The sequence below is a fragment of the Mycolicibacterium sichuanense genome, from assembly GCF_033741125.1.
GTDB lineage: Bacteria > Actinomycetota > Actinomycetes > Mycobacteriales > Mycobacteriaceae > Mycobacterium.
In genome coordinates, this window is record NZ_JAWQPU010000001.1 from 1232221 (window position 1) to 1251070 (window position 18850).

At 68.2% G+C, this 18850-nt stretch carries 16 protein-coding genes and 2 tRNA genes; 14 read left to right on the forward strand and 4 right to left on the reverse strand.

All coding sequences use genetic code 11. The features are described 5' to 3' along the window. Positions 1 to 299: 299 nt before the first annotated feature. The 3 genes from SBI80_RS05970 to ilvC are packed head-to-tail and all read left to right on the forward strand — an operon-like array spanning position 300 to position 3710. A complete protein-coding gene (locus SBI80_RS05970) occupies positions 300 to 2150 on the forward strand; it encodes an acetolactate synthase large subunit (protein WP_318973463.1) in 1851 nt (616 codons plus the stop codon). After that, positions 2150 to 2656, forward strand: a complete 507-nt coding sequence (gene ilvN, locus SBI80_RS05975; protein WP_318973464.1) for an acetolactate synthase small subunit — start codon at positions 2150 to 2152, stop codon at positions 2654 to 2656. Before SBI80_RS05970 ends, ilvN begins: the two co-directional genes overlap by 1 nt. Positions 2657 to 2708: 52 nt before the next feature. Further along, a complete protein-coding gene (gene ilvC / locus SBI80_RS05980) occupies positions 2709 to 3710 on the forward strand; it encodes a ketol-acid reductoisomerase (protein ID WP_318973719.1) in 1002 nt (333 codons plus the stop codon). Positions 3711 to 3753: 43 nt separating this feature from the next. Here ilvC and SBI80_RS05985 read toward each other — a convergent pair whose 3' ends face one another. After that, positions 3754 to 5202, reverse strand: a complete 1449-nt coding sequence (locus tag SBI80_RS05985) for a phytoene desaturase family protein (protein WP_318973720.1) — start codon at positions 5200 to 5202, stop codon at positions 3754 to 3756. A 73-nt stretch (positions 5203 to 5275) separates the two neighbouring features. On the opposite strand from SBI80_RS05985, the gene serA reads away from it, so the two are divergent. The 7 genes from serA to SBI80_RS06020 all read left to right on the forward strand — a co-directional run bounded on the left by serA (position 5276) and on the right by SBI80_RS06020 (position 12147). Then, on the forward strand, positions 5276 to 6862 hold the full coding sequence (gene serA, locus SBI80_RS05990; RefSeq protein WP_318973465.1) for a phosphoglycerate dehydrogenase: 1587 nt from the start codon (positions 5276 to 5278) through the stop codon (positions 6860 to 6862). Then, positions 6859 to 7866 carry a 3-isopropylmalate dehydrogenase gene (locus SBI80_RS05995; protein WP_318973466.1) on the forward strand — a complete coding sequence of 336 codons (1008 nt, stop codon included), beginning with the start codon at positions 6859 to 6861 and terminating at the stop codon, positions 7864 to 7866. Before serA ends, SBI80_RS05995 begins: the two co-directional genes overlap by 4 nt. A gap of 106 nt (positions 7867 to 7972) precedes the next feature. Continuing rightward, positions 7973 to 8701, forward strand: coding sequence for a GNAT family N-acetyltransferase (locus SBI80_RS06000; RefSeq protein ID WP_318973467.1), 729 nt, complete (start codon positions 7973 to 7975; stop codon positions 8699 to 8701). Then, complete coding sequence (locus SBI80_RS06005; RefSeq protein WP_318973468.1) at positions 8698 to 9666, forward strand: amino acid ABC transporter permease; 969 nt, start codon at positions 8698 to 8700, stop codon at positions 9664 to 9666. Before SBI80_RS06000 ends, SBI80_RS06005 begins: the two co-directional genes overlap by 4 nt. Then, positions 9663 to 10454: an amino acid ABC transporter ATP-binding protein gene (locus SBI80_RS06010; protein ID WP_318973469.1), complete on the forward strand. Its 792-nt coding sequence runs from the start codon at positions 9663 to 9665 to the stop codon at positions 10452 to 10454. Before SBI80_RS06005 ends, SBI80_RS06010 begins: the two co-directional genes overlap by 4 nt. Before the next feature lie 30 nt (positions 10455 to 10484). Further along, positions 10485 to 11453, forward strand: coding sequence for an ABC transporter substrate-binding protein (locus SBI80_RS06015; protein WP_413232636.1), 969 nt, complete (start codon positions 10485 to 10487; stop codon positions 11451 to 11453). Between the two features lie 61 nt (positions 11454 to 11514). Continuing rightward, complete coding sequence (locus SBI80_RS06020) at positions 11515 to 12147, forward strand: hypothetical protein (protein WP_318973470.1); 633 nt, start codon at positions 11515 to 11517, stop codon at positions 12145 to 12147. 64 nt (positions 12148 to 12211) lie between these two features. On the opposite strand, the gene SBI80_RS06025 is transcribed toward SBI80_RS06020, so the two are convergent. Continuing rightward, positions 12212 to 13423 (reverse strand): MFS transporter, encoded by a 1212-nt coding sequence (locus tag SBI80_RS06025; protein ID WP_318973471.1) that lies wholly within the window; start codon positions 13421 to 13423, stop codon positions 12212 to 12214. A 130-nt stretch (positions 13424 to 13553) separates the two neighbouring features. Then, positions 13554 to 14972, reverse strand: coding sequence for a hypothetical protein (locus SBI80_RS06030; RefSeq protein ID WP_318973472.1), 1419 nt, complete (start codon positions 14970 to 14972; stop codon positions 13554 to 13556). Between the two features lie 490 nt (positions 14973 to 15462). On the opposite strand from SBI80_RS06030, the gene SBI80_RS06035 reads away from it, so the two are divergent. From SBI80_RS06035 to SBI80_RS06050, 4 genes are all read left to right on the forward strand, one after another. Further along, positions 15463 to 16245 (forward strand): fumarylacetoacetate hydrolase family protein, encoded by a 783-nt coding sequence (locus SBI80_RS06035; RefSeq protein WP_318973473.1) that lies wholly within the window; start codon positions 15463 to 15465, stop codon positions 16243 to 16245. Beyond that, entirely contained in the window at positions 16242 to 17714 is a 1473-nt protein-coding gene (gltX, locus tag SBI80_RS06040) for a glutamate--tRNA ligase (RefSeq protein ID WP_318973474.1), read from the forward strand. The genes SBI80_RS06035 and gltX overlap by 4 nt, the downstream gene beginning before the upstream one ends. Before the next feature lie 117 nt (positions 17715 to 17831). Next, positions 17832 to 17906, forward strand: a tRNA-Gln gene (locus SBI80_RS06045). A gap of 73 nt (positions 17907 to 17979) precedes the next feature. After that, positions 17980 to 18052 (forward strand) — tRNA-Glu (locus tag SBI80_RS06050). A 62-nt stretch (positions 18053 to 18114) separates the two neighbouring features. Here the strand turns inward: SBI80_RS06050 and SBI80_RS06055 are convergent. Then, positions 18115 to 18816, reverse strand: coding sequence for an IclR family transcriptional regulator (locus SBI80_RS06055; RefSeq protein ID WP_318973475.1), 702 nt, complete (start codon positions 18814 to 18816; stop codon positions 18115 to 18117). Positions 18817 to 18850: the final 34 nt, after the last annotated feature.

An 18850-nucleotide genomic window follows, 5' to 3' on the forward strand; every position in this document is an offset into this window, starting at 1 on the left:
CTTGATGACGACGGGGGCCGACGGTGCCGAGGCGGATGCGGAGCTCACCCCGTCATCCTCCCATCGTCGCGCTCGGGGAAGGAATTTGACCTTCGACCAGTACGGAGGCTACCGTCGACGGTTATGCAGACCGTCTCGATTCTCGTAGTACTTGGTTCGCGCGTTGGTGCGTAACCCGACTGATTGACAGTCAGAGCCTACGAGCACCGACGCGCAACCCTCGTACAGCATCCGCTGACGGGGGTTTTTTGTTGCCCGAGAACACCACCGTCAGACCCAACCAGGACGTAGAGGACATCGTGAGCGCACCGACCACGCGACCACCGGAGACACCACAGCGCGCCAACGGCACGCCGGCCGTCTCGAGCCCGCCCGAAGCGCAGCCGAGAAAGGTTGCGCCGCAACAGATGACGGGCGCTCAGGCCGTCATTCGTTCGCTGGAGGAGCTCGACGTCGACACCATCTTCGGCATCCCCGGCGGCGCCGTGCTGCCCGTGTACGACCCGCTGTTCGACTCGCAGAAGCTGCGGCACGTGCTGGTGCGCCACGAACAGGGTGCCGGGCACGCGGCCAGCGGCTACGCGCACGCCACCGGCAAGGTCGGCGTGATGATGGCCACGTCGGGTCCCGGCGCGACCAACCTCGTCACACCCCTGGCCGATGCCCAGATGGACTCCATCCCCGTCGTCGCCATCACCGGTCAGGTCGGCCGAGCGCTGATCGGGACCGACGCGTTCCAGGAAGCCGACATCTCCGGCATCACCATGCCGATCACCAAGCACAACTTCCTGGTTCGCAGCGGTGACGAGATCGCCCAGGTGATCGCCGAGGCGTTTCACATCGCGCGGTCGGGGCGTCCCGGCGCCGTCCTGGTGGACATCCCCAAGGACGTGCTGCAGGCCCAGTGCACCTTCAGCTGGCCGCCGAAGTTCGACCTGCCCGGCTACAAGCCGAACACCAAGCCGCACAGCAGGCAGGTGCGCGAGGCCGCCAAGCTGATCGCGGCCGCGCGCCGGCCGGTGCTCTACGTGGGCGGCGGTGTCATCCGCGGCGAGGCCACCGAGCAGCTGCTGGACCTGGCCGAGCTGACCGGCATTCCCGTCGTCACGACGCTGATGGCCCGCGGCGCCTTCCCCGACAGCCACCCGCAGAACCTGGGCATGCCAGGCATGCACGGCACGGTGGCGGCGGTTGGGGCACTGCAGCGCAGCGATCTGCTGATCGCCCTCGGAACCCGATTCGACGACCGCGTCACGGGCAAGCTCGACTCGTTCGCCCCCGAGGCCAAGGTGATCCACGCCGACATCGACCCCGCGGAGATCGGCAAGAACCGCAACGCCGACGTGCCGATCGTCGGTGACGTCAAGAACGTCATCACCGATCTGTTGGAGGCGCTGCGCCGCGACGGGCTCACCCTGCAGCTCGACGACTGGTGGGAGTACCTGCGCGGCGTGCAGTCGACCTACCCGCTGAGCTACGGCCCGCAGAGCGACGGCAGCCTCAGCCCCGAGTACGTCATCGAGACGCTGGGCCGCATCGCCGGACCGGACGCGGTGTACGTGGCAGGCGTTGGGCAGCACCAGATGTGGGCGGCGCAGTTCATCAAGTATGAGAAGCCCAAGACGTGGCTGAACTCCGGTGGTCTTGGCACGATGGGCTACGCCGTGCCTGCGGCCATGGGTGCCAAGTTCGGCCGTCCCGAGGCCGAGGTGTGGGCCATCGACGGTGACGGTTGCTTCCAGATGACCAACCAGGAGCTGGCCACCTGCGCGGTGGAGGGGGCGCCGATCAAGGTCGCCGTCATCAACAACGGCAACCTCGGCATGGTGCGCCAGTGGCAGACGCTGTTCTACGAGGAGCGCTACAGCCAGACCAACCTGTCCACCCACAGCCACCGCATCCCGGACTTCCTGAAGTTGGCCGAGGCGCTGGGTTGCGTCGGATTGCGTTGTGAGCGTGCCGAAGACGTCGAGGACGTCATCAACCAGGCGCGTGCGATCAACGACCGTCCCGTCGTGATCGACTTCATCGTCGGTGCCGATGCCCAGGTGTGGCCGATGGTGGCGGCCGGCATGAGCAACGACGAGATCCAGGCGGCCAGGGGTATCCGGCCGCTGTTCGACGACCAGGGCAACGAAGGACACGCTTGATGACCATCCAGACCCACACCCTCTCGGTGCTCGTCGAGGACAAGCCGGGCGTGCTGGCCCGCGTGGCGTCCCTGTTCTCGCGGCGCGGCTTCAACATTCAGTCGCTGGCCGTCGGTGCCACCGAGCAGAAGAACCTGTCCCGGATGACGATCGTCGTCTCGGTGGAGGACTTCCCACTCGAACAGATCACCAAGCAGCTCAACAAGCTGATCAACGTGATCAAGATCGTCGAGCAGGACGAGGACAACTCGGTCTCTCGCGAGCTGGCCCTGATCAAGGTCCGCGCCGATGCCACCACCCGGGGGCAGATCATCGAGGCGGTCAACCTGTTCCGTGCCAAGGTCGTCGACGTCTCCGCCGAGTCGCTGGTGGTCGAGGCCACTGGCACGCCCGGCAAGTTGACGGCACTGCTGAACCTCCTCGAGCCCTATGGCATCAGGGAGATCGCACAGTCCGGCATGGTGACGCTCTCGCGCGGCCCGCGCGGCATCGTCACCACCAAGTAACGCAGTTTCGACGAAATACGAACGAAGAGAAGGTAATCAAGTGGCAGTTGAGATGTTCTACGACGACGACGCAGACCTGTCGATCATCCAGGGACGCAAGGTCGGCGTCATCGGGTACGGCAGCCAGGGGCATGCGCACTCGCTGTCGCTGCGCGACTCCGGCGTCGAGGTGAAGGTCGGCCTCAAGGAGGGCTCCAAGTCCCGCGAGAAGGTCACCGAGCAGGGCCTGGAGGTCGACACTCCCGCCGAGGTCGCCAAGTGGGCCGACGTGATCATGCTGCTGGCGCCGGACACCGCGCAGGCCGAGATCTTCAAGAACGACATCGAGCCGAACCTGGTGGCTGGCAACGCCCTGTTCTTCGGGCACGGCCTGAACATCCACTTCGACCTGATCGAGCCCGCCGACGACATCACCGTCGGCATGGTCGCCCCCAAGGGACCCGGCCACCTGGTGCGCCGCCAGTTCGTCGACGGCAAGGGCGTGCCCTGCCTGATCGCCGTCGACCAGGACCCCACCGGTGAGGGGCAGGCCCTGGCGCTGTCCTACGCCAAGGCCATCGGTGGCGCCCGCGCCGGCGTCATCAAGACGACGTTCAAGGAAGAGACCGAGACCGACCTCTTCGGTGAGCAGGCCGTGTTGTGCGGTGGCACCGAGGAATTGGTCAAGGTCGGTTTCGAGGTCATGGTCGAGGCGGGTTACGCGCCGGAGATGGCCTACTTCGAGGTGCTGCACGAGCTCAAGCTGATCGTCGACCTGATGTACGAGGGTGGCATTGCGCGGATGAACTACTCGGTGTCCGACACCGCGGAGTTCGGTGGCTACCTGTCCGGCCCGCGGGTCATCGACGCCGACACCAAGGAGCGCATGCGCGGCATCCTCAAGGACATCCAGGACGGCACCTTCGTCAAGGAGCTCGTCGCCAACGTCGAGGGCGGCAACAAGCGACTGGAGAAGCTGCGCAAGGAGAACGCCGAGCACCCGATCGAGGTCACCGGCAAGAAGCTGCGCGACCTGATGAGCTGGGTCGACCGGCCGATCACCGAAACGGCCTAGGCTCCATCCGAATTCGGCGCGTAGACGTTCGCAGAGCGATCGTCTACGCGCCGAATTCGTTTCTAGGGGCGAGGTTCGGCAGCGCCGTGATGCCGAACTCGCGCCGCAGCATGGCGCGAGCGGCGTAGTAGCCGGCCATGCCGTGCACCCCGCCACCGGGCGGTGCTGCCGACGAGCACAGGTAGGCCTTGGGGATCGGCGTGGACCACGGGTTCAGCCGAAGGGCCGGCCCGGTCAGCGCACTGAACAGGTTGTTGCCGCCAACGCCGATGTCACCGCCCACCAGGTTCGCGTTGTGCTCGGCCAGCCGGGACGCCGGCACGCTGCGAGCCGCCACCACGACGTCCCGGAAGCCCGGCGCGAAGCGTTCGAACACCTTGGTCACGGTCTCGGTGACGTCGGTCTGCGCGCCGGCGGGCACGTGCGCATAGGTCCACAGCGGGCGGCGCCCCTTGGCATCGATGCGACCGGGATCGGCGAGATGTGGCAGCGCGGCGAGCACCATCGGCCAGTCGGCGAGCCGGCCCCTGGCGATCTCCCGCTCGGCCAGCGCCATCTGCGGTCGGGTGCCTCCGAGGTGCAGCGTCGGCGCGAGCGCCAGCCGCGAATCACTCCATGGGATCTCGTCGGAGAGCACGAAGTCGACCTTCGCGACACCCGGGCCGAACCGATAGCGTCGCAACGACTTCGCATAGCGAGACGGGAGTGCGTCGCCATAGATCCGCAGCAGCGCGGTCGGTGCGGTGTCGTAGAGCACGACCCCCGCGGGTGGGCGGGTGATCTCCTCGTCGAGCACCAGCTCACCGCCGTGGGACAGGAAGTCGGCGATGAGCGCGTCGGGGATGGCCTGTGAACCGCCGACGGGTATCGGCCAGCCCACCCCGTGGGCGAGCGTGCTCAACATCAGCCCCGCGCCAGCGGACACCAGCGAGGGCATCTGCGAAATCGTATGTGCGGCAACACCGCTGAACAATGCGCGAGCGTCCTCGCCGACCAGGGTCCGCCACAGCGGGGTGCCCTGGGCCAGGATTCGCGGGGCGACGTGCACGGCGGCCGGGATCGACGGTGGGATGGAGCGCTTGTCGCCGAGTAGCAGGCCCACCACGCCGTCGCAGTCGGCGGCCAGCGGGCCAAGCAGCCGCCGCCAGGACGCGCCGTGCTCGAGTTCGTCGCAGGTGCGGTCGATGTCGGTGTAGCCGATCGCGGCGGGCCGTCCTGGCAGCGGGTTGGCGTAGGCGATGTCGGGAACGTTCAACTGGACGCCGCGCGCCCGCAGATCGAACCGGGTGAAGAACGGCGACGCCAGGGCCAGCGGGTGCACGGCCGAGCAGATGTCGTGGAGCACCCCCGGGTACTCGGGATCGGCCTGCGTCCTGGCGCCGCCGCCGGCGGTCGGCTGGGCCTCGATGACGCGCACCCGCAGGCCGGCCCTGGCGCAGATGACGGCGGCGCTGAGGCCGTTGGGTCCACTGCCGACGACGGTGACGTCCACGTAGTACCTCTCCCCGGGTCGCTTCGCTCCCACCCTTCGGAGCCCCTCCATTACAGCCCACTACTCTGTTCGCGTGAGCCTGCCCGTTGTCTTGATCGCCGACAAACTCGCCGAATCGACCGTCGCCGCCCTGGGAGACCAGGTCGAGGTGCGCTGGGTCGACGGCCCCGACCGGGAGAAACTGCTGGCCGCGGTCCCCGAGGCCGATGCGCTCCTGGTGCGCTCGGCCACCACCGTGGACGCCGAGGTGATCGCCGCGGCACCCAAGCTCAAGATCGTCGCCAGGGCCGGCGTCGGCCTGGACAACGTCGACGTCGACGCGGCGACCGCTCGCGGCGTGCTGGTGGTCAACGCCCCCACGTCGAACATCCACAGTGCCGCCGAGCACGCGCTGGCCCTGCTGCTGGCCACGGCCCGCCAGATTCCGGCCGCCGACGCGACGCTGCGCGAGCACACGTGGAAGCGGTCGAAGTTCTCCGGCACCGAGATCTTCGACAAGACCGTCGGGGTGGTTGGCCTCGGGCGGATCGGGCAGTTGGTGGCGTCGCGGCTGGCGGCGTTCGGCGCCCACATCGTGGCCTACGACCCCTACGTGTCCCAGGCCCGCGCCGCGCAGCTGGGCATCGAGCTGCTGACGCTCGACGATCTGCTCGGCCGCGCCGACTTCATCTCGGTGCACCTGCCCAAGACCAAGGAGACCGCCGGTCTCATCGGCAAGGAAGCGCTGGCCAAGACCAAGCCGGGTGTCATCATCGTCAACGCCGCCCGCGGTGGGCTGATCGACGAGCAGGCGCTCGCCGACGCCATCACCAGCGGCCACGTGCGCGGCGCCGGCCTGGACGTGTTCTCCACCGAACCGTGCACCGACAGCCCGCTGTTCGAGCTGCCCGAGGTCGTCGTCACGCCGCACCTGGGGGCCTCCACCGCCGAGGCGCAGGACCGGGCTGGCACCGACGTCGCGGCCAGCGTGAAGTTGGCACTGGCCGGCGAGTTCGTTCCCGACGCCGTCAACGTCGGTGGTGGGCACGTCGGGGAAGAGGTCGCCCCGTGGCTCGATCTGGTGCGCAAGCTCGGCGTGCTGGTAGGCGCCCTCTCGGCCGAGCTGCCGACCAACCTGTCGGTGCAGGTGCGCGGCGAGCTGGCCTCCGAAGAGGTCGACGTACTGCGGCTCTCGGCGCTGCGCGGACTGTTCTCCGCGGTGATCGAGGATCCGGTCACCTTCGTCAACGCCCCGTCGCTGGCGTCGGAGCGCGGCGTCGAGGCGTCCATCGCGACGGCGTCGGAGAGCCCCAACCACCGCAGCGTCGTCGACGTGCGCGCCGTCGCGGCCGACGGGTCGACCGTCAACGTCGCGGGGACGCTGTCCGGCCCTCAGCAGGTGGAGAAGATCGTCCAGATCAACGGGCGCAACCTCGACCTGCGCGCCGAGGGCGTCAACCTGATCATCAACTACACCGACCAGCCGGGAGCACTCGGCACGATCGGTACGCGCCTCGGCGGTGCGGGGGTGAACATCCTCGCCGCCCAGCTCAGCCAGGACGCCGACGGCGACGGCGCGACGATCATGCTGCGCCTGGATCGGCTGGTGCCCGGGGACGTGCTGGCGACGCTGGGCGCCGACGTCGCGGCCGTGACGCTGGAACAGGTGGACCTGTCGTGAAGCTCGCCGTCATCGCCGGCGACGGCATCGGTCCCGAGGTCATCGCCGAGGCGATCAAGGTGCTCGACGTCGTCAAGCCCGGTGTCGAGAAGACCACTTACGACGTGGGCGCGCGGCGCTACCACGCGACGGGCGAGGTGATGCCCGACGGTCTGGTCGACGAGCTGCGCACGCACGACGCCATCCTGCTCGGCGCGATCGGTGATCCGTCGGTGCCCAGCGGCGTGCTCGAGCGGGGTCTGCTGCTGCGCATGCGCTTCGAGCTCGACCACCACGTCAACCTCCGGCCGTCGAAGCTGTACCCCGGCGTCACCAGCCCGCTCGGTGACGTCGACATCGACTTCGTCGTCGTCCGCGAGGGCACCGAGGGGCCCTACACCGGCACCGGCGGCGCCATCCGCGCCGGCACGCCGCACGAGGTGGCCACCGAGGTCAGCCTCAACACCGCGTTCGGCGTCGAACGCGTGGTGCGCGACGCGTTCGCGCGGGCAGCCAAGCGCCGCAAGCACCTGACGCTGGTGCACAAGACCAACGTGCTGACGTTCGCGGGCACGCTGTGGTCGCGCATCGTCGCCGAGGTCGGGGCCGAGTTCCCCGACGTCGAGGTGGCCTATCAGCACATCGACGCGGCCACGATCCACATGGTCACCGACCCGGGTCGGTTCGACGTCATCGTCACCGACAACCTGTTCGGTGACATCATCACCGATCTGGCGGCGGCGGTGTCCGGCGGCATCGGCCTGGCGGCCAGCGGCAACATCGACGCGACGCGGACCAACCCGTCGATGTTCGAGCCGGTGCACGGCAGCGCGCCGGACATCGCAGGCAAGGGGATCGCCGATCCCACCGCGGCCGTGATGTCGGTTGCGCTGCTGCTGGCTCACGTCGGCGACGACGCCGCCGCGGCGCGGGTCGACCGGGCCGTCGAGCAGCACCTCGCGACGCTGGGTGACGAGACGCCGTCGACGTCGCAGATCGGTGACCGCATCGTCGGGCTGCTCTGACCCCGGGCCGCAGGCCGCCCTCGGCCAGACACTCAGGCTGATCCAAAGGATGGTTGGCGGCGGTCACCGCTCCTAACGTCGTGTCCAGCGACGCGAGGAGTATCGATTGACGACGGAAACCGTTCGCCTACCCGGCGATTCGGCGATCCATCCGCTGGACGACCCGATCCGGTCGTCCTTGCGCGGGGTGCACGCGACGTTCGCCGTCTGGTCCGGGCGGATCGCCCGTTACGACACGGCCGTCGCGGGCTTCGTGGGCCATCCCAACGAACTGGACGGGCAGGACTGGTCCGATCTCGCCGCGCTGGTGGGTCCCTCGACGGAGGTGTCGCTACGCGGCCGCCACGATCCGCCCGCCGGCTGGGAGCATCGCGGTGAGATGGGTTCGGTCCAGCTCGAGGGATCGGGGTTCGAGGTGGCGGCCGACCCCGACGTGGTGGTCCTCGACGCCGACGACGTGCCACGGATGACCGACCTGGTCGAGCGGACCAAGCCGGGACCGTTCCGGGCCCGCACCATCGAGATGGGCACCTACCTCGGGTTCCTGGACCGCGGTGCTCTGGTGGCGATGGCCGGTGAGCGGATGCACCCCGCCGGGTGGACCGAGATCAGCGCGGTGTGTACCGACCCGCGCTACCGCAGGCGCGGCCTGAGCACCCGCCTGGTGCGGGCGGTCGGCGCCGGGATCCGGGCCAGGGGCGAGATCCCCTTCCTGCACGCGCGCGCCGACAACGTCTCGGCGATCAGGCTCTACCGCTCGTTGGGGTTTCGGCTCCGAAAGCGCTCGGTGCTCACGCTGGTCCGCACGCCGGGCGCAGCGGAGAGGGGCGAATGACCGCGTCGACCACAGCCGCGTCGTCGGTTCCGGGGGCGACCGTCGACGACGACGTCCCGGTCGACGAACTGACCGTCGCGCGCACCTGGCACCCCTGGCGGTGGGTGATCAGCATCGTGGCGCTGGTGCTCGTCGCGCAATTCGTGCACGGCCTCGCGACCAACCCCGGGTGGGACTGGGCCACGTTCGCCCAGTACGTCACCGCCAAGTCGGTCATGGCCGCCCTCTGGCTGACCATCCAACTCACCTTCTGGGGCACGCTGATCGGATTCGCGCTCGGCATCGCGCTGGCCGCGGCGCGATTGTCGAACAATCCAGTTCTGCAAATCATTTCGTGGTTCTACGTCTGGGCCTTCCGGTCCATCCCGCTGATCGTCCAACTGCTGTTCTGGTTCAACATCGCCTACCTGTACCAAACGCTGGCCGTTGGCATCCCCTTCGGACCCGCGTTCTTCAGCTTCGACGTGAACGGCGTCATCAGCGGTTCGATGGCGGCCATCATCGGACTCGCCCTGCACCAGGCCGCCTACTCGGCCGAGATCGTCCGCGCCGGGATCATCTCCGTGGATCAGGGTCAGCTGGAAGCTGCTGCAGCACTTGGCATTCCGAGGCGCCGCGAATTCTTCAGGATCATCCTGCCGCAGGCGATGCGGGGCATCCTGCCCAACGCGGCCAACGAGGTGATCTCGCTGTTCAAGGGCACGTCCATCGTATCGGTGATGGCGATCGCCGAGCTGTTCTATCAGGTCCAGGTGATCTACGGCCGCAGTGGGCGGGTGGTACCGATGCTCATGGTGGCCACCGTCTGGTACATCGTCCTGACCTCGCTGCTGTCGGTCGTGCAGTTCTACGTCGAGCGCCACTACGCCAAGGGCGCGTTGCGCACGGTACCTCCGACACCCATCCAGCGGATTCGCACGACGCTTGCCGCACTGCCACTCTCACCGCGGGGGGCGAGCCGATGACCGCGATCACCTCGGCGATCCGACACTCCGAGTACGCCGTCGAAGCCAGAGGCGTGCACAAGTCCTACGGATCGTTGAAGGTGCTCAGGGGCATCGACCTCGTGGTCCGCCCCGGTGAGGTCACCACGATCCTCGGCCCGTCCGGATCGGGGAAGTCGACGCTGCTGCGGGTGCTCAACCACCTCGAGAAGGTCGACGCGGGCCTGGTGAGAGTCGACGGTGAACTCGTCGGCTACCGGCTCAAGGGACGCAAGCTGCACGAGCTCAAACCCCGCGAGATCCTGCGCCAGCGCTCCCAGATCGGCTTCGTCTTCCAAAACTTCAACCTCTTTCCCCATCTCACCGTCCTCGAGAACGTCGTCGAGGCCCCGGTGTCCGCGCAGGGACGCAACCGGCGCGAGGTCGAAGCCGAGGCGCTCGAGCTGCTCGAACGGGTCGGCGTCGCCGACAAGGCCGACGACCATCCCCGCCGGCTCTCCGGCGGCCAGCAGCAGCGCGTCGCCATCGCCCGCGCATTGGCGTTGCGGCCCAAGGTGATCCTGTTCGACGAACCCACCTCGGCGCTCGACCCGGAGCTGGTCGGCGAGGTCCTCGAGGTGATCCGCCAACTGGCCGCCGACGGGGCCACGCTCGTCATCGTCACCCACGAGGTGGGATTCGCCCGCGAGGTCGCCGACACGGTCGTCTTCATGGATGCGGGAGTCATCGTCGAACAGGGTTCACCCACCGCCGTCTTCGACCAGACGGCACACGACAGGACCAGGGAGTTCCTGGCCCACGTTCTCTGACATCGGGAACGCACCAACGAAAGAGCACCTGTGATACAACTTCGCGTCGCCACGTCCATCCTCGCCACCGCGGGCGCCGTTGCGCTGCTCCTCACGTCGTGCAGCGAGCCGACCGTTGGCAACACCGTGACCGCCGGCGACGGCCAGACCTTCGATCTGTCGCCCGAACAGAGCGGGCGCATCCGCGCGGCGAAGGTCGATGCGATCGCCGCGCTGGTGCCCCAGACGATCCGCGATCGCGGGACGCTGCGGGTGACCAGCAACGTGGGTTCGACGCCGCCGCTGGACTTCTACGCCACCGACAACAAGACCGTCGTCGGCAGCGAGGTGGACATCGCCCACCTCATCGGCGACGTCCTCGGGCTGACGGTGGACGACTCCAACGCCGACTGGGCGCAGAACTTCGTCAGGATCGACGCCGGTCAGGCCGACGCCTTCATCTCCAACGTCACGGTCACCGAGGAGCGCAAGGAGAAGTACGACTTCGCGACCTACCGCCTGGACAACCTGGCGCTCGAGGCGCCCGTCGATTCGACCTGGGTCTACCACGATCGCAAGGACATCGCGGGCAAGCGGATCGGTGTCGGGTCCGGCACCAATCAGGAGGAGTTGCTGGTCGCCTGGAACGCGCAGAACGTCCGAGACGGTCTCAAGCCCGCCGAGATCGTCTACTACCAGAACGCCGCCGACTACTACCTGGCGTTGGCGTCCAAGCGAATCGACGGGTACCTGGGCCCCAACCCGTCGGCGGTCTACCACTCGGCCACCGCCAAGGAGACCAAGATCCTGGCCACCTACTCCGGTGCCGGTGACGCGCTGCAGGGCGAGATCGCCGTCCTGACCAAGAAGGACGACGGATTGATCCAGGCGATCAACCAGGCCCTCAACCATGCGATCGAGGACGGCACCTATCGCAAGGTCCTCGATCGGTGGGGTCTGGGGAACGAGGCGGTGCCGCGATCGGAGATCAATCCACCTGGGCTGCCCAAGAAGTCGTGACCGAAGTCCGCATTCCGGGAGTTGCCGCGCGAGTCCGACGGCTCGATGTACGGTTCCCGTCATGTCGGGACCAGACCTCGCCAGTCTGCGGGCGCGACTGCCGCAGACGGTGACACTGGGACATCAGTGCTGGCTGTTCGTCGTCGGATCGTCACTGTTCGCCCTGGCCACGGTGCCCGGCTTCGCGACGGCCGCGGGCGTCGGCGCGTCCAACGTGCTCTGCTTCGTCGGGTCCTGGTTCTTCACCAGCGCGGCGTGGGTTCAGCTGGTGCGCGCCGGGCCCGAGGGCACTCTCGAGTGGTATTCGGCCGCAGTGCAATTCGGTGGCACGGTGCTCTTCAACGTCAGCACCGGCGCGGCGGTCTGGGCCCACGCGGTCATGTCGGAACGACGGCTGGTGTGGGCGCCGGACGCGACCGGGTCGCTCGCCTTCCTCGTCAGCGCCGTCCTCGGCGTCCTCGCGGTGTCGGCGAGCATCGGCGCGTGGGCTCCGGAGGCGCGCGACTGGCACGCGGGGTGGGTCAACATGATCGGCTGCATCGCGTTCGGCGCCAGCGCCGTCGGTGCGTTCGTCTACCGCTCCGGCGGCATCGCCGACCAGGCGTTGGCCAACCTGGGCACGTTCCTTGGCGCCCTGTGCTTCCTCGTGGCGGCCCTGCTGCTGGTTCCGCGATCCGGGCGCGCCACGCCATGACCCCGAGATCGACGTTTCGCAGCAGACGTGCGAGAGGACGGCTGCCGAACGTGGATCTCGTGGTCTAGGACGACGGAGTCGACGCGGCGTTGCGCAGGGGATCGGCGTCGACCGGCACCAGCGGCAGCGCCACCAGGGGAAACAGCGCGCACACCGCGAAGGCCAGGGGGAAGCCCGCGGCGGTGATCAGCGCGCCGAACACGGGCGGCACGATGCCGGCGGTGAACAGCTGGCTGGTGTTCTGCGTCCCGAGTGCGCGTCCGCTCCAGAACGGCCCGGCCAGCTCGGCGATGGCGGTGAACGCCAAGCCGTTGTCGGACACGGTGACGACCGACGCGACGACCATCAGGGCGACCGATACCGGCGAGTGCAGCAGATCGGTCAGCGCCAGCAGACCCATCGCCAGCGCGGCGGCGATGGCGATGGTGCGGATCGGGTGCAGCCGCGAACCCGTCTTGTCCGACCATCTTCCGGCGGCGATCCGGCCCGCCGCACCGAGGAGTTGGGCGAGGGTGACCACCGCGCCGGCGGATGCGGCCGACCAGCCGCGGTCGGTCATCAGCCACACCAGCGTGAACGTCCACACCAGGCACTGCGGGACCACTAGCAGCACCGAGACGGCGTGGATGCGCCACAGCGTCGAGGAGCCGCGGTACGGGTTGGCCAGATCGTCGGCGGGCGCCTGGGCGCGGGGCGGCCGGGGCGGGTCGAGCACGCCGACCACGCTGACGACGGCGGCCACCGCGCAGGCGATCGCGGGGAACAGCAGCGCTTCGGTGACGCCGCCGGCCTCGGCGAGCTGGGGGATCACCAGCGCGCCGAGCCCGACGCCGAGGGGCTGGGCGGTCTGCCGGATGCCCATGACCAGGCCGCGCTGGTGCGGCGGGAACCACCCCACGACGAGCCGGCCACTGGCCGAATTGCTGCTCGCGGCGGCCATCCCGCCGAGGAAGAGGAACACGCCGACGACGACCAGCGAGTCCGCCGACGCGGCGGCGAACGCGGCCGCCGCGGTCAGCGCGGATCCGACGGTCAGCACCACTCGTTCACCGAATCTGTCGACCGCGTACCCCCAGGCGATCAGGGTCGCCACCATGCCGAAGCTGGGCAGCGCCGAGACCAACCCGGCCTGGGCGAGATCGAGGCCGCGGTCGCGGTGCAGCGTGGGGATGAGGAAGGCCACCCCGTTGATGAACACATTGGCGCACAGCGTCGTCGAGAGCGCGATCACCAGCATCGACCACCGACGTACGGTGCCGATGGTGGAGGTGGGCATGCCTCCATGGTGGCACGGTCATCTCACCATGCCGAATCGTCATCTCGTGATCCGGGATGACGCAGCTGGAGCCGGGTAGCCGAATGCCCCTCCGTCACGGGATGGCGACGAAGGGGCATCCGGTTGGGGACTACCCGGCGTCGGAACCCGAGGAGCCCGAGCCCGTGTCCTTCTTGGACTCGGCGGACTTCGCGGCGCCGCCGGTCGACGACGACGACGCCGGCTTGCCGGCATCGGTCGACGTGCTCGCCGCGCCCGCAGACGTCGACGACGTGCCGGCGGCCGACGACGTGCCGGCGGCCGACGACGTGCTCGACGGCTTCGAGCTGGACGCACCGTCGGTGCCGGTGGACGTACCGCCGGTCGACGGAGCGCCGATCGACGCGTGCGTGGTCGACGTACTTCCGGTCGACGTGTGCGTGGTCAACGAGGAGCTCGCATCGGGGGACGTGGGCTTCGCCTCCTCGGTGGAGGTCGCGGTCGACGGCGCCCCGGCGCCGGTCGTGGCGGATTCCGCAGGCCCGGTTGAGGCCTCGGTCGCCGGCTCGGTGACGGTGTCGGCCGTCGCGCCATCAGCTGCCGTCTCGGTGGCCGGTGTGGTGGCCGCCGATCCTGCGGCGGCGCTACCCGTGCTGGTCTTGGACTCCGTCACCGCCGGTGCGGCCGTCAGGCTGACGAGCTTCGAGGCCGACGGCAGCTGCGCCACGTCCGCCGTCGCCGTCACTGGGGCGGCCGCGCCAAGCGCCTGGGCGATGGTGTCGCGGGCGTTGAGTAGCGCGGCGACCAGGCCGCCGGCGAATCCCGCACCGGGGCTGAGGATGCCGACCGTGTTCTGGGCCGCGTATCCGTTGAGGAACGCGTCGGCGAGCGCGGCGGGCGCGTTGACCAGCGCGCTCACCGCACCGGCCAGATCCCCGGCGCGCAGCGAGTCGATGACGGCCTGCCCGGTGTCGCCGAACGAGTACACGACGCCGGCCAACGGCGAAATGGCGGCGAGGCCAACGGGCAACAGGATGTTCGGAATCGCGGCGACCACGTTCGCGAAGTTCTGCACCGTGTTGGTGACGATGTTCGGTAGCGAGAGCAGGGAGATGGTGGGTGCCAAGATCAGTCCGATCCCAGCTTGGAAGAGCGTGCTGACAGCCGTACTGAACTGGCCGGCGGCCAACTGCTGGGCTGCCGTGAGGGTGGCAGCCGGCAGCGCGGTGAGCTGGCCGACGAGGCCGCCCGCCGCACCGGTCAATGCGTCCGAGAGGGTGGTGGCGTTCGCCAGCTGGTTCTTCAGGATCTGCTGCAGGATGGGCGCCGGATCATTCTGGAATTGCTGACCCAGGGCGGCCACGTTGGTGAACGTGTTCTGGATGACGTTGACCCACTCGGCGATCGGGTTCGCCAGCGCCGCAAGCTCAACGGTGGCCGACGATGCGTGGATCGCCGGCAGGTGAATCTCTTGCGGTGGCACCGCAACCGGTGCGGCGATGACCGCGGTTGCGCCGATCATCGCGACGCCGGTCGAGACGTACGAGCGGACAGCTACGTGCACTGGCATGGATCTTCCTTCGTTGGTTTCGTTTTCTTAGCCCCCCACGTCAACGCAAGCTAGCTGACCTTACCGATGGGTAAGTACGAATTCGAGAAACTCATCGACACCATTTTCAATGGCGCCGTGATCGTCCCGTGATGGCAACTAAAGAGCGGTAATAGCTGTTCAGAGCGCAACAAAGCTCCGCTAGCTGCTGTATTTCCAGCAGATTAACGCGGTCAGCAGGTGGTCGAATGAGTTCACAACTTACTCATGAGTCACCTAGCTTTGTTTGCTAGTGGGTATCGGTAGCGTCAATATTGCCCGTGTGCATACCGTGGGGTTTTGGCGAAGTTTGCGATGCCGGTCTGCCGGACGGGTTGCGCGGATCGCGGCACTCGCCAGCGCACGTGCGGGTCGGCAATGTCCGTGCATCGCCTGTCAGAAGTCGTCCAGCCGTGGCCTCGGCGGTCGCGGCGGTGCAGACGGTGAGCGCGGTTGTCCTAGGCTGTGAAAAATGCGCCTTGGTCGAATTGCCAGCCCGGATGGGGTCGCCTTCGTCAGCATCGAAGGTGATCCCGCTACGGATGCCGTTGCCCGCGAAATTGCCGAGCATCCGTTCGGCAATCCCACCTTCACCGGCCGGTCGTGGCCACTGGCGGACGTTCGCCTGCTCGCCCCGATCCTGGCGAGCAAGGTGGTCTGCATGGGCAAGAACTACGCGGCTCACGCCGCCGAGATGGGTGGCGAGGCGCCGGAGGACCCGGTGATCTTCCTCAAGCCCAACACCGCGATCATCGGCCCCAACGTGCCGATCCAACTGCCGGCCGACGCCAACCCCGTCCACCACGAGGGTGAACTGGCCGTCGTGATCGGCAGGCCGTGCAAGGACGTGCCCGCCGCCAAGGCCGCGGAGAACATCCTCGGCTACACCATCGCCAACGACGTCTCGGCTCGGGATCAGCAGCGCAAGGACGGACAGTGGATGCGCGCCAAGGGGCACGACACGTTCTGCCCCGTAGGGCCATGGATCGACACCACGGTCAACCCGCACGACCTGGACCTGCGTACCGAGGTCAACGGACAGGTGCGCCAAAGCAGCAACACGTCGCTGATGATTCACGACGTCGGCGCCATCGTCGAGTGGGTGTCGGCCGTGATGACCTTGCTGCCGGGCGACCTGATCCTGACCGGCACGCCCGAGGGCGTCGGCCCCATCGAAGACGGGGACACCGTCAGCATCACCATCGAGGGTATTGGCACCTTGTCCAATCCCGTTGTGCGCAAGGGGAAGTCATGACCAACCCGGCCATCAGAGTTCGGTTCTGTCCCTCGCCGACGGGCACGCCGCACGTCGGGCTGGTGCGCACGGCCCTGTTCAACTGGGCCTACGCCCGGCACACCGGCGGCACGTTCGTGTTCCGCATCGAGGACACCGATTCGGCCAGGGACAGCGCGGAGAGCTACGCCGCCATCCTCGACGCGCTGCGCTGGCTGGGGCTGGACTGGGACGAGGGCCCGGAGGTCGGCGGTCCGCATGCGCCCTACCGGCAGTCCGAACGCAGCGAGATCTACCGCGACGTCGTGGCCAAGCTCCTCGCCGCGGGCGAGGTCTACGAGGCCTACTCCACCCCGGAGGAGGTCGAGGCCCGACACGTCGCGGCGGGCCGCAATCCCAAGCTGGGCTACGACAACTACGACCGGACGCTGACCGACGCCGAGCGGGCTCGGTTCGTCGCAGACGGGCGCAAACCCGTTTTGCGGTTGCGGATGCCCGACGAGGACATCACGTGGAACGACCTGGTGCGGGGGCCGACGACCTTTGCCGCTGGTGTCGTTCCCGACTTCGCGATCACCCGTGGTAGCGGGGATCCCTTGTACACCTTGGTCAATCCCGTCGACGACGCCTTGATGAGGATCACCCACGTACTTCGCGGTGAAGACATCCTGCCGTCGACTCCACGCCAGATCGCGCTGTACCAGGCGTTGATGCGTATCGGCGTCGCCGAGCGAATACCGGAATTCGCCCATCTGCCAAGCGTTCTCGGCGAGGGCAACAAGAAGTTGAGCAAGCGCGATCCGCAGTCGAATCTGTTCCTGCACCGCGACCGGGGCTTCATTCCCGAGGGGCTGCTGAACTATCTCGCGCTGCTGGGCTGGGGGATCGCCGACGATCACGATCTCTTCGGTCTCGACGAGATGGTGGCGGCCTTCGACGTCGAGGACGTCAACTCCAATCCGGCCCGGTTCGACCAGAAGAAGGCCGACGCGATCAACGCCGAGCACATCAGGCTGCTCGATCCGGCGGAGTTCACCGCCCGGCTGCGGGACTACTTCACGGCCCGTGGTCACGACACCGGTCTGGACGACGCCGGCTTCGCGGTGGCTGCCGATCTCGTGCAGACCCGCATCGTGGTGCTTGGCGACGCGTGGGGGCTGCTCAAGTTCTTGGACGAGGGTTCGTACACCCTCGACGAGAAGTCGGCGGCCAAGGAGCTGCGGGCCGAGGCGGTGCCCGTGCTCGATGCAGCGATCACCGCACTGGAGACGAACGCGGATTGGACCACGGCGAGCATCGAGGCCGCGCTGAAGACCGCGCTGCTGGAGAACCTCGAGCTCAAGCCGCGCAAGGCGTTCGGTCCGATCCGGGTCGCGGTGACGGGCGCGACGGTCAGCCCGCCACTGTTCGAGTCGATGGAGCTGCTTGGCCGGGATCGCAGCATGGACCGATTGCGTCGGGGCCGCGACCACGCCGCGGCCCAGGGGTGAAATCGGGCGCCGAAATCTTTGGTAGTGTGCTCGTCGGTCAGTGATTGCACACGATGGTTCGCGCCAGCGGGTGTCTGACCGAATTGGTGCCCATGACCAGCGGTGATGGGTGGCCAGTGGGGTATGGTGTAATTGGCAACACAGCGGTTTCTGGTACCGCCATTCTAGGTTCGAGTCCTGGTACCCCAGCCAATTCCAGTAGCTGCGTAGCGATTAGGTCGGCCCCGGTTGACTGAGCTATGCTGTCCAACCGGAATCAGTTCTAGCCCCCGTCGTCTAGCGGCCTAGGACGCCGCCCTCTCACGGCGGTAGCGTGGGTTCGAATCCCATCGGGGGTACGAGATGCAGGGCGTCCGTCATCGAGACGGGCGCCCTTCGTCATGTCTGGGGCCGGCCGGCTTCAGAGGCGCCGGGTGAGGGCTTCCGAGGCAGCCAGGAGATCCGCCGCCCAGCGCGCTCCGGGCCGGCGGCCCATCCGGTCGATCGGCCCGGATACCGACACCGCGGCGATCACGGCGCCACGAGCGTCACGCACGGGTGCCGACACACTGGCCACGCCCGGTTCCCGTTCCGCGGCGCTCTGCGCCCAACCGCGCTTGCGGACCTCTGCCAGGGTGCGGTCGGAGAACTTGGCGGTCGGCAGCACGGCCTGCTGGGTGGCGGCGTCGCTGTAGGCCAGCAGCACCTTGGCGCCCGAACCGGCGGTCATCGGCAGCCGCGTGCCGACGGGGACGGTGTCGCGCAGGCCGGCGGGTGGTTCGAGCGCCACCACGCAGACGCGTGACATGCCCTCCCGTCGATACAGTTGCACGCTCTCCCCGGTGATCTCGCGCAGCCGCGGCAGTACCGCGGCGCTCGCGGCGAGCAGTGGGTCGTCGACCTTCCCGGCGAGCTCGTTGAGTGCTGGGCCCAGGCACCACCGGCCCTCGGCGTCCCTGGCCAGTAGCCGGTGTACCTCGAGGCCGGCCGCCAGTCGGTGGGCCGTGGCGCGTGGCAGTCCCGTCCGTTCGCAGAGTTCGGCGAGCCCACAGGGTGACTCGGCCACGGTGTGCAGCACGCCCACCGCTTTGTCGAGCACGCCGATGCCGCTATCCTGTCTCATAGGGAGATACTAGCGTCCCGCATGCTGAGATTCA

Excerpts from the sequence above, each read along its gene's own strand:
- SBI80_RS06055 (WP_318973475.1), bottom strand. The coding sequence starts at position 18,816 with ATGAGACAGGATAGCGGCATCGGCGTGCTCGACAAAGCGGTGGGCGTG.
- ilvC (WP_318973719.1), top strand. The coding sequence starts at position 2,709 with ATGTTCTACGACGACGACGCAGACCTGTCGATCATCCAGGGACGCAAG.
- SBI80_RS06010 (WP_318973469.1), top strand. The coding sequence starts at position 9,663 with ATGACCGCGATCACCTCGGCGATCCGACACTCCGAGTACGCCGTCGAA.
- SBI80_RS06030 (WP_318973472.1), bottom strand. The coding sequence starts at position 14,972 with ATGCCAGTGCACGTAGCTGTCCGCTCGTACGTCTCGACCGGCGTCGCG.
- gltX (WP_318973474.1), top strand. The coding sequence starts at position 16,242 with ATGACCAACCCGGCCATCAGAGTTCGGTTCTGTCCCTCGCCGACGGGC.
- ilvN (WP_318973464.1), top strand. The coding sequence starts at position 2,150 with ATGACCATCCAGACCCACACCCTCTCGGTGCTCGTCGAGGACAAGCCG.
- SBI80_RS06025 (WP_318973471.1), bottom strand. The coding sequence starts at position 13,423 with ATGCCCACCTCCACCATCGGCACCGTACGTCGGTGGTCGATGCTGGTG.
- SBI80_RS06020 (WP_318973470.1), top strand. The coding sequence starts at position 11,515 with ATGTCGGGACCAGACCTCGCCAGTCTGCGGGCGCGACTGCCGCAGACG.
- SBI80_RS06005 (WP_318973468.1), top strand. The coding sequence starts at position 8,698 with ATGACCGCGTCGACCACAGCCGCGTCGTCGGTTCCGGGGGCGACCGTC.
- SBI80_RS06035 (WP_318973473.1), top strand. The coding sequence starts at position 15,463 with ATGCGCCTTGGTCGAATTGCCAGCCCGGATGGGGTCGCCTTCGTCAGC.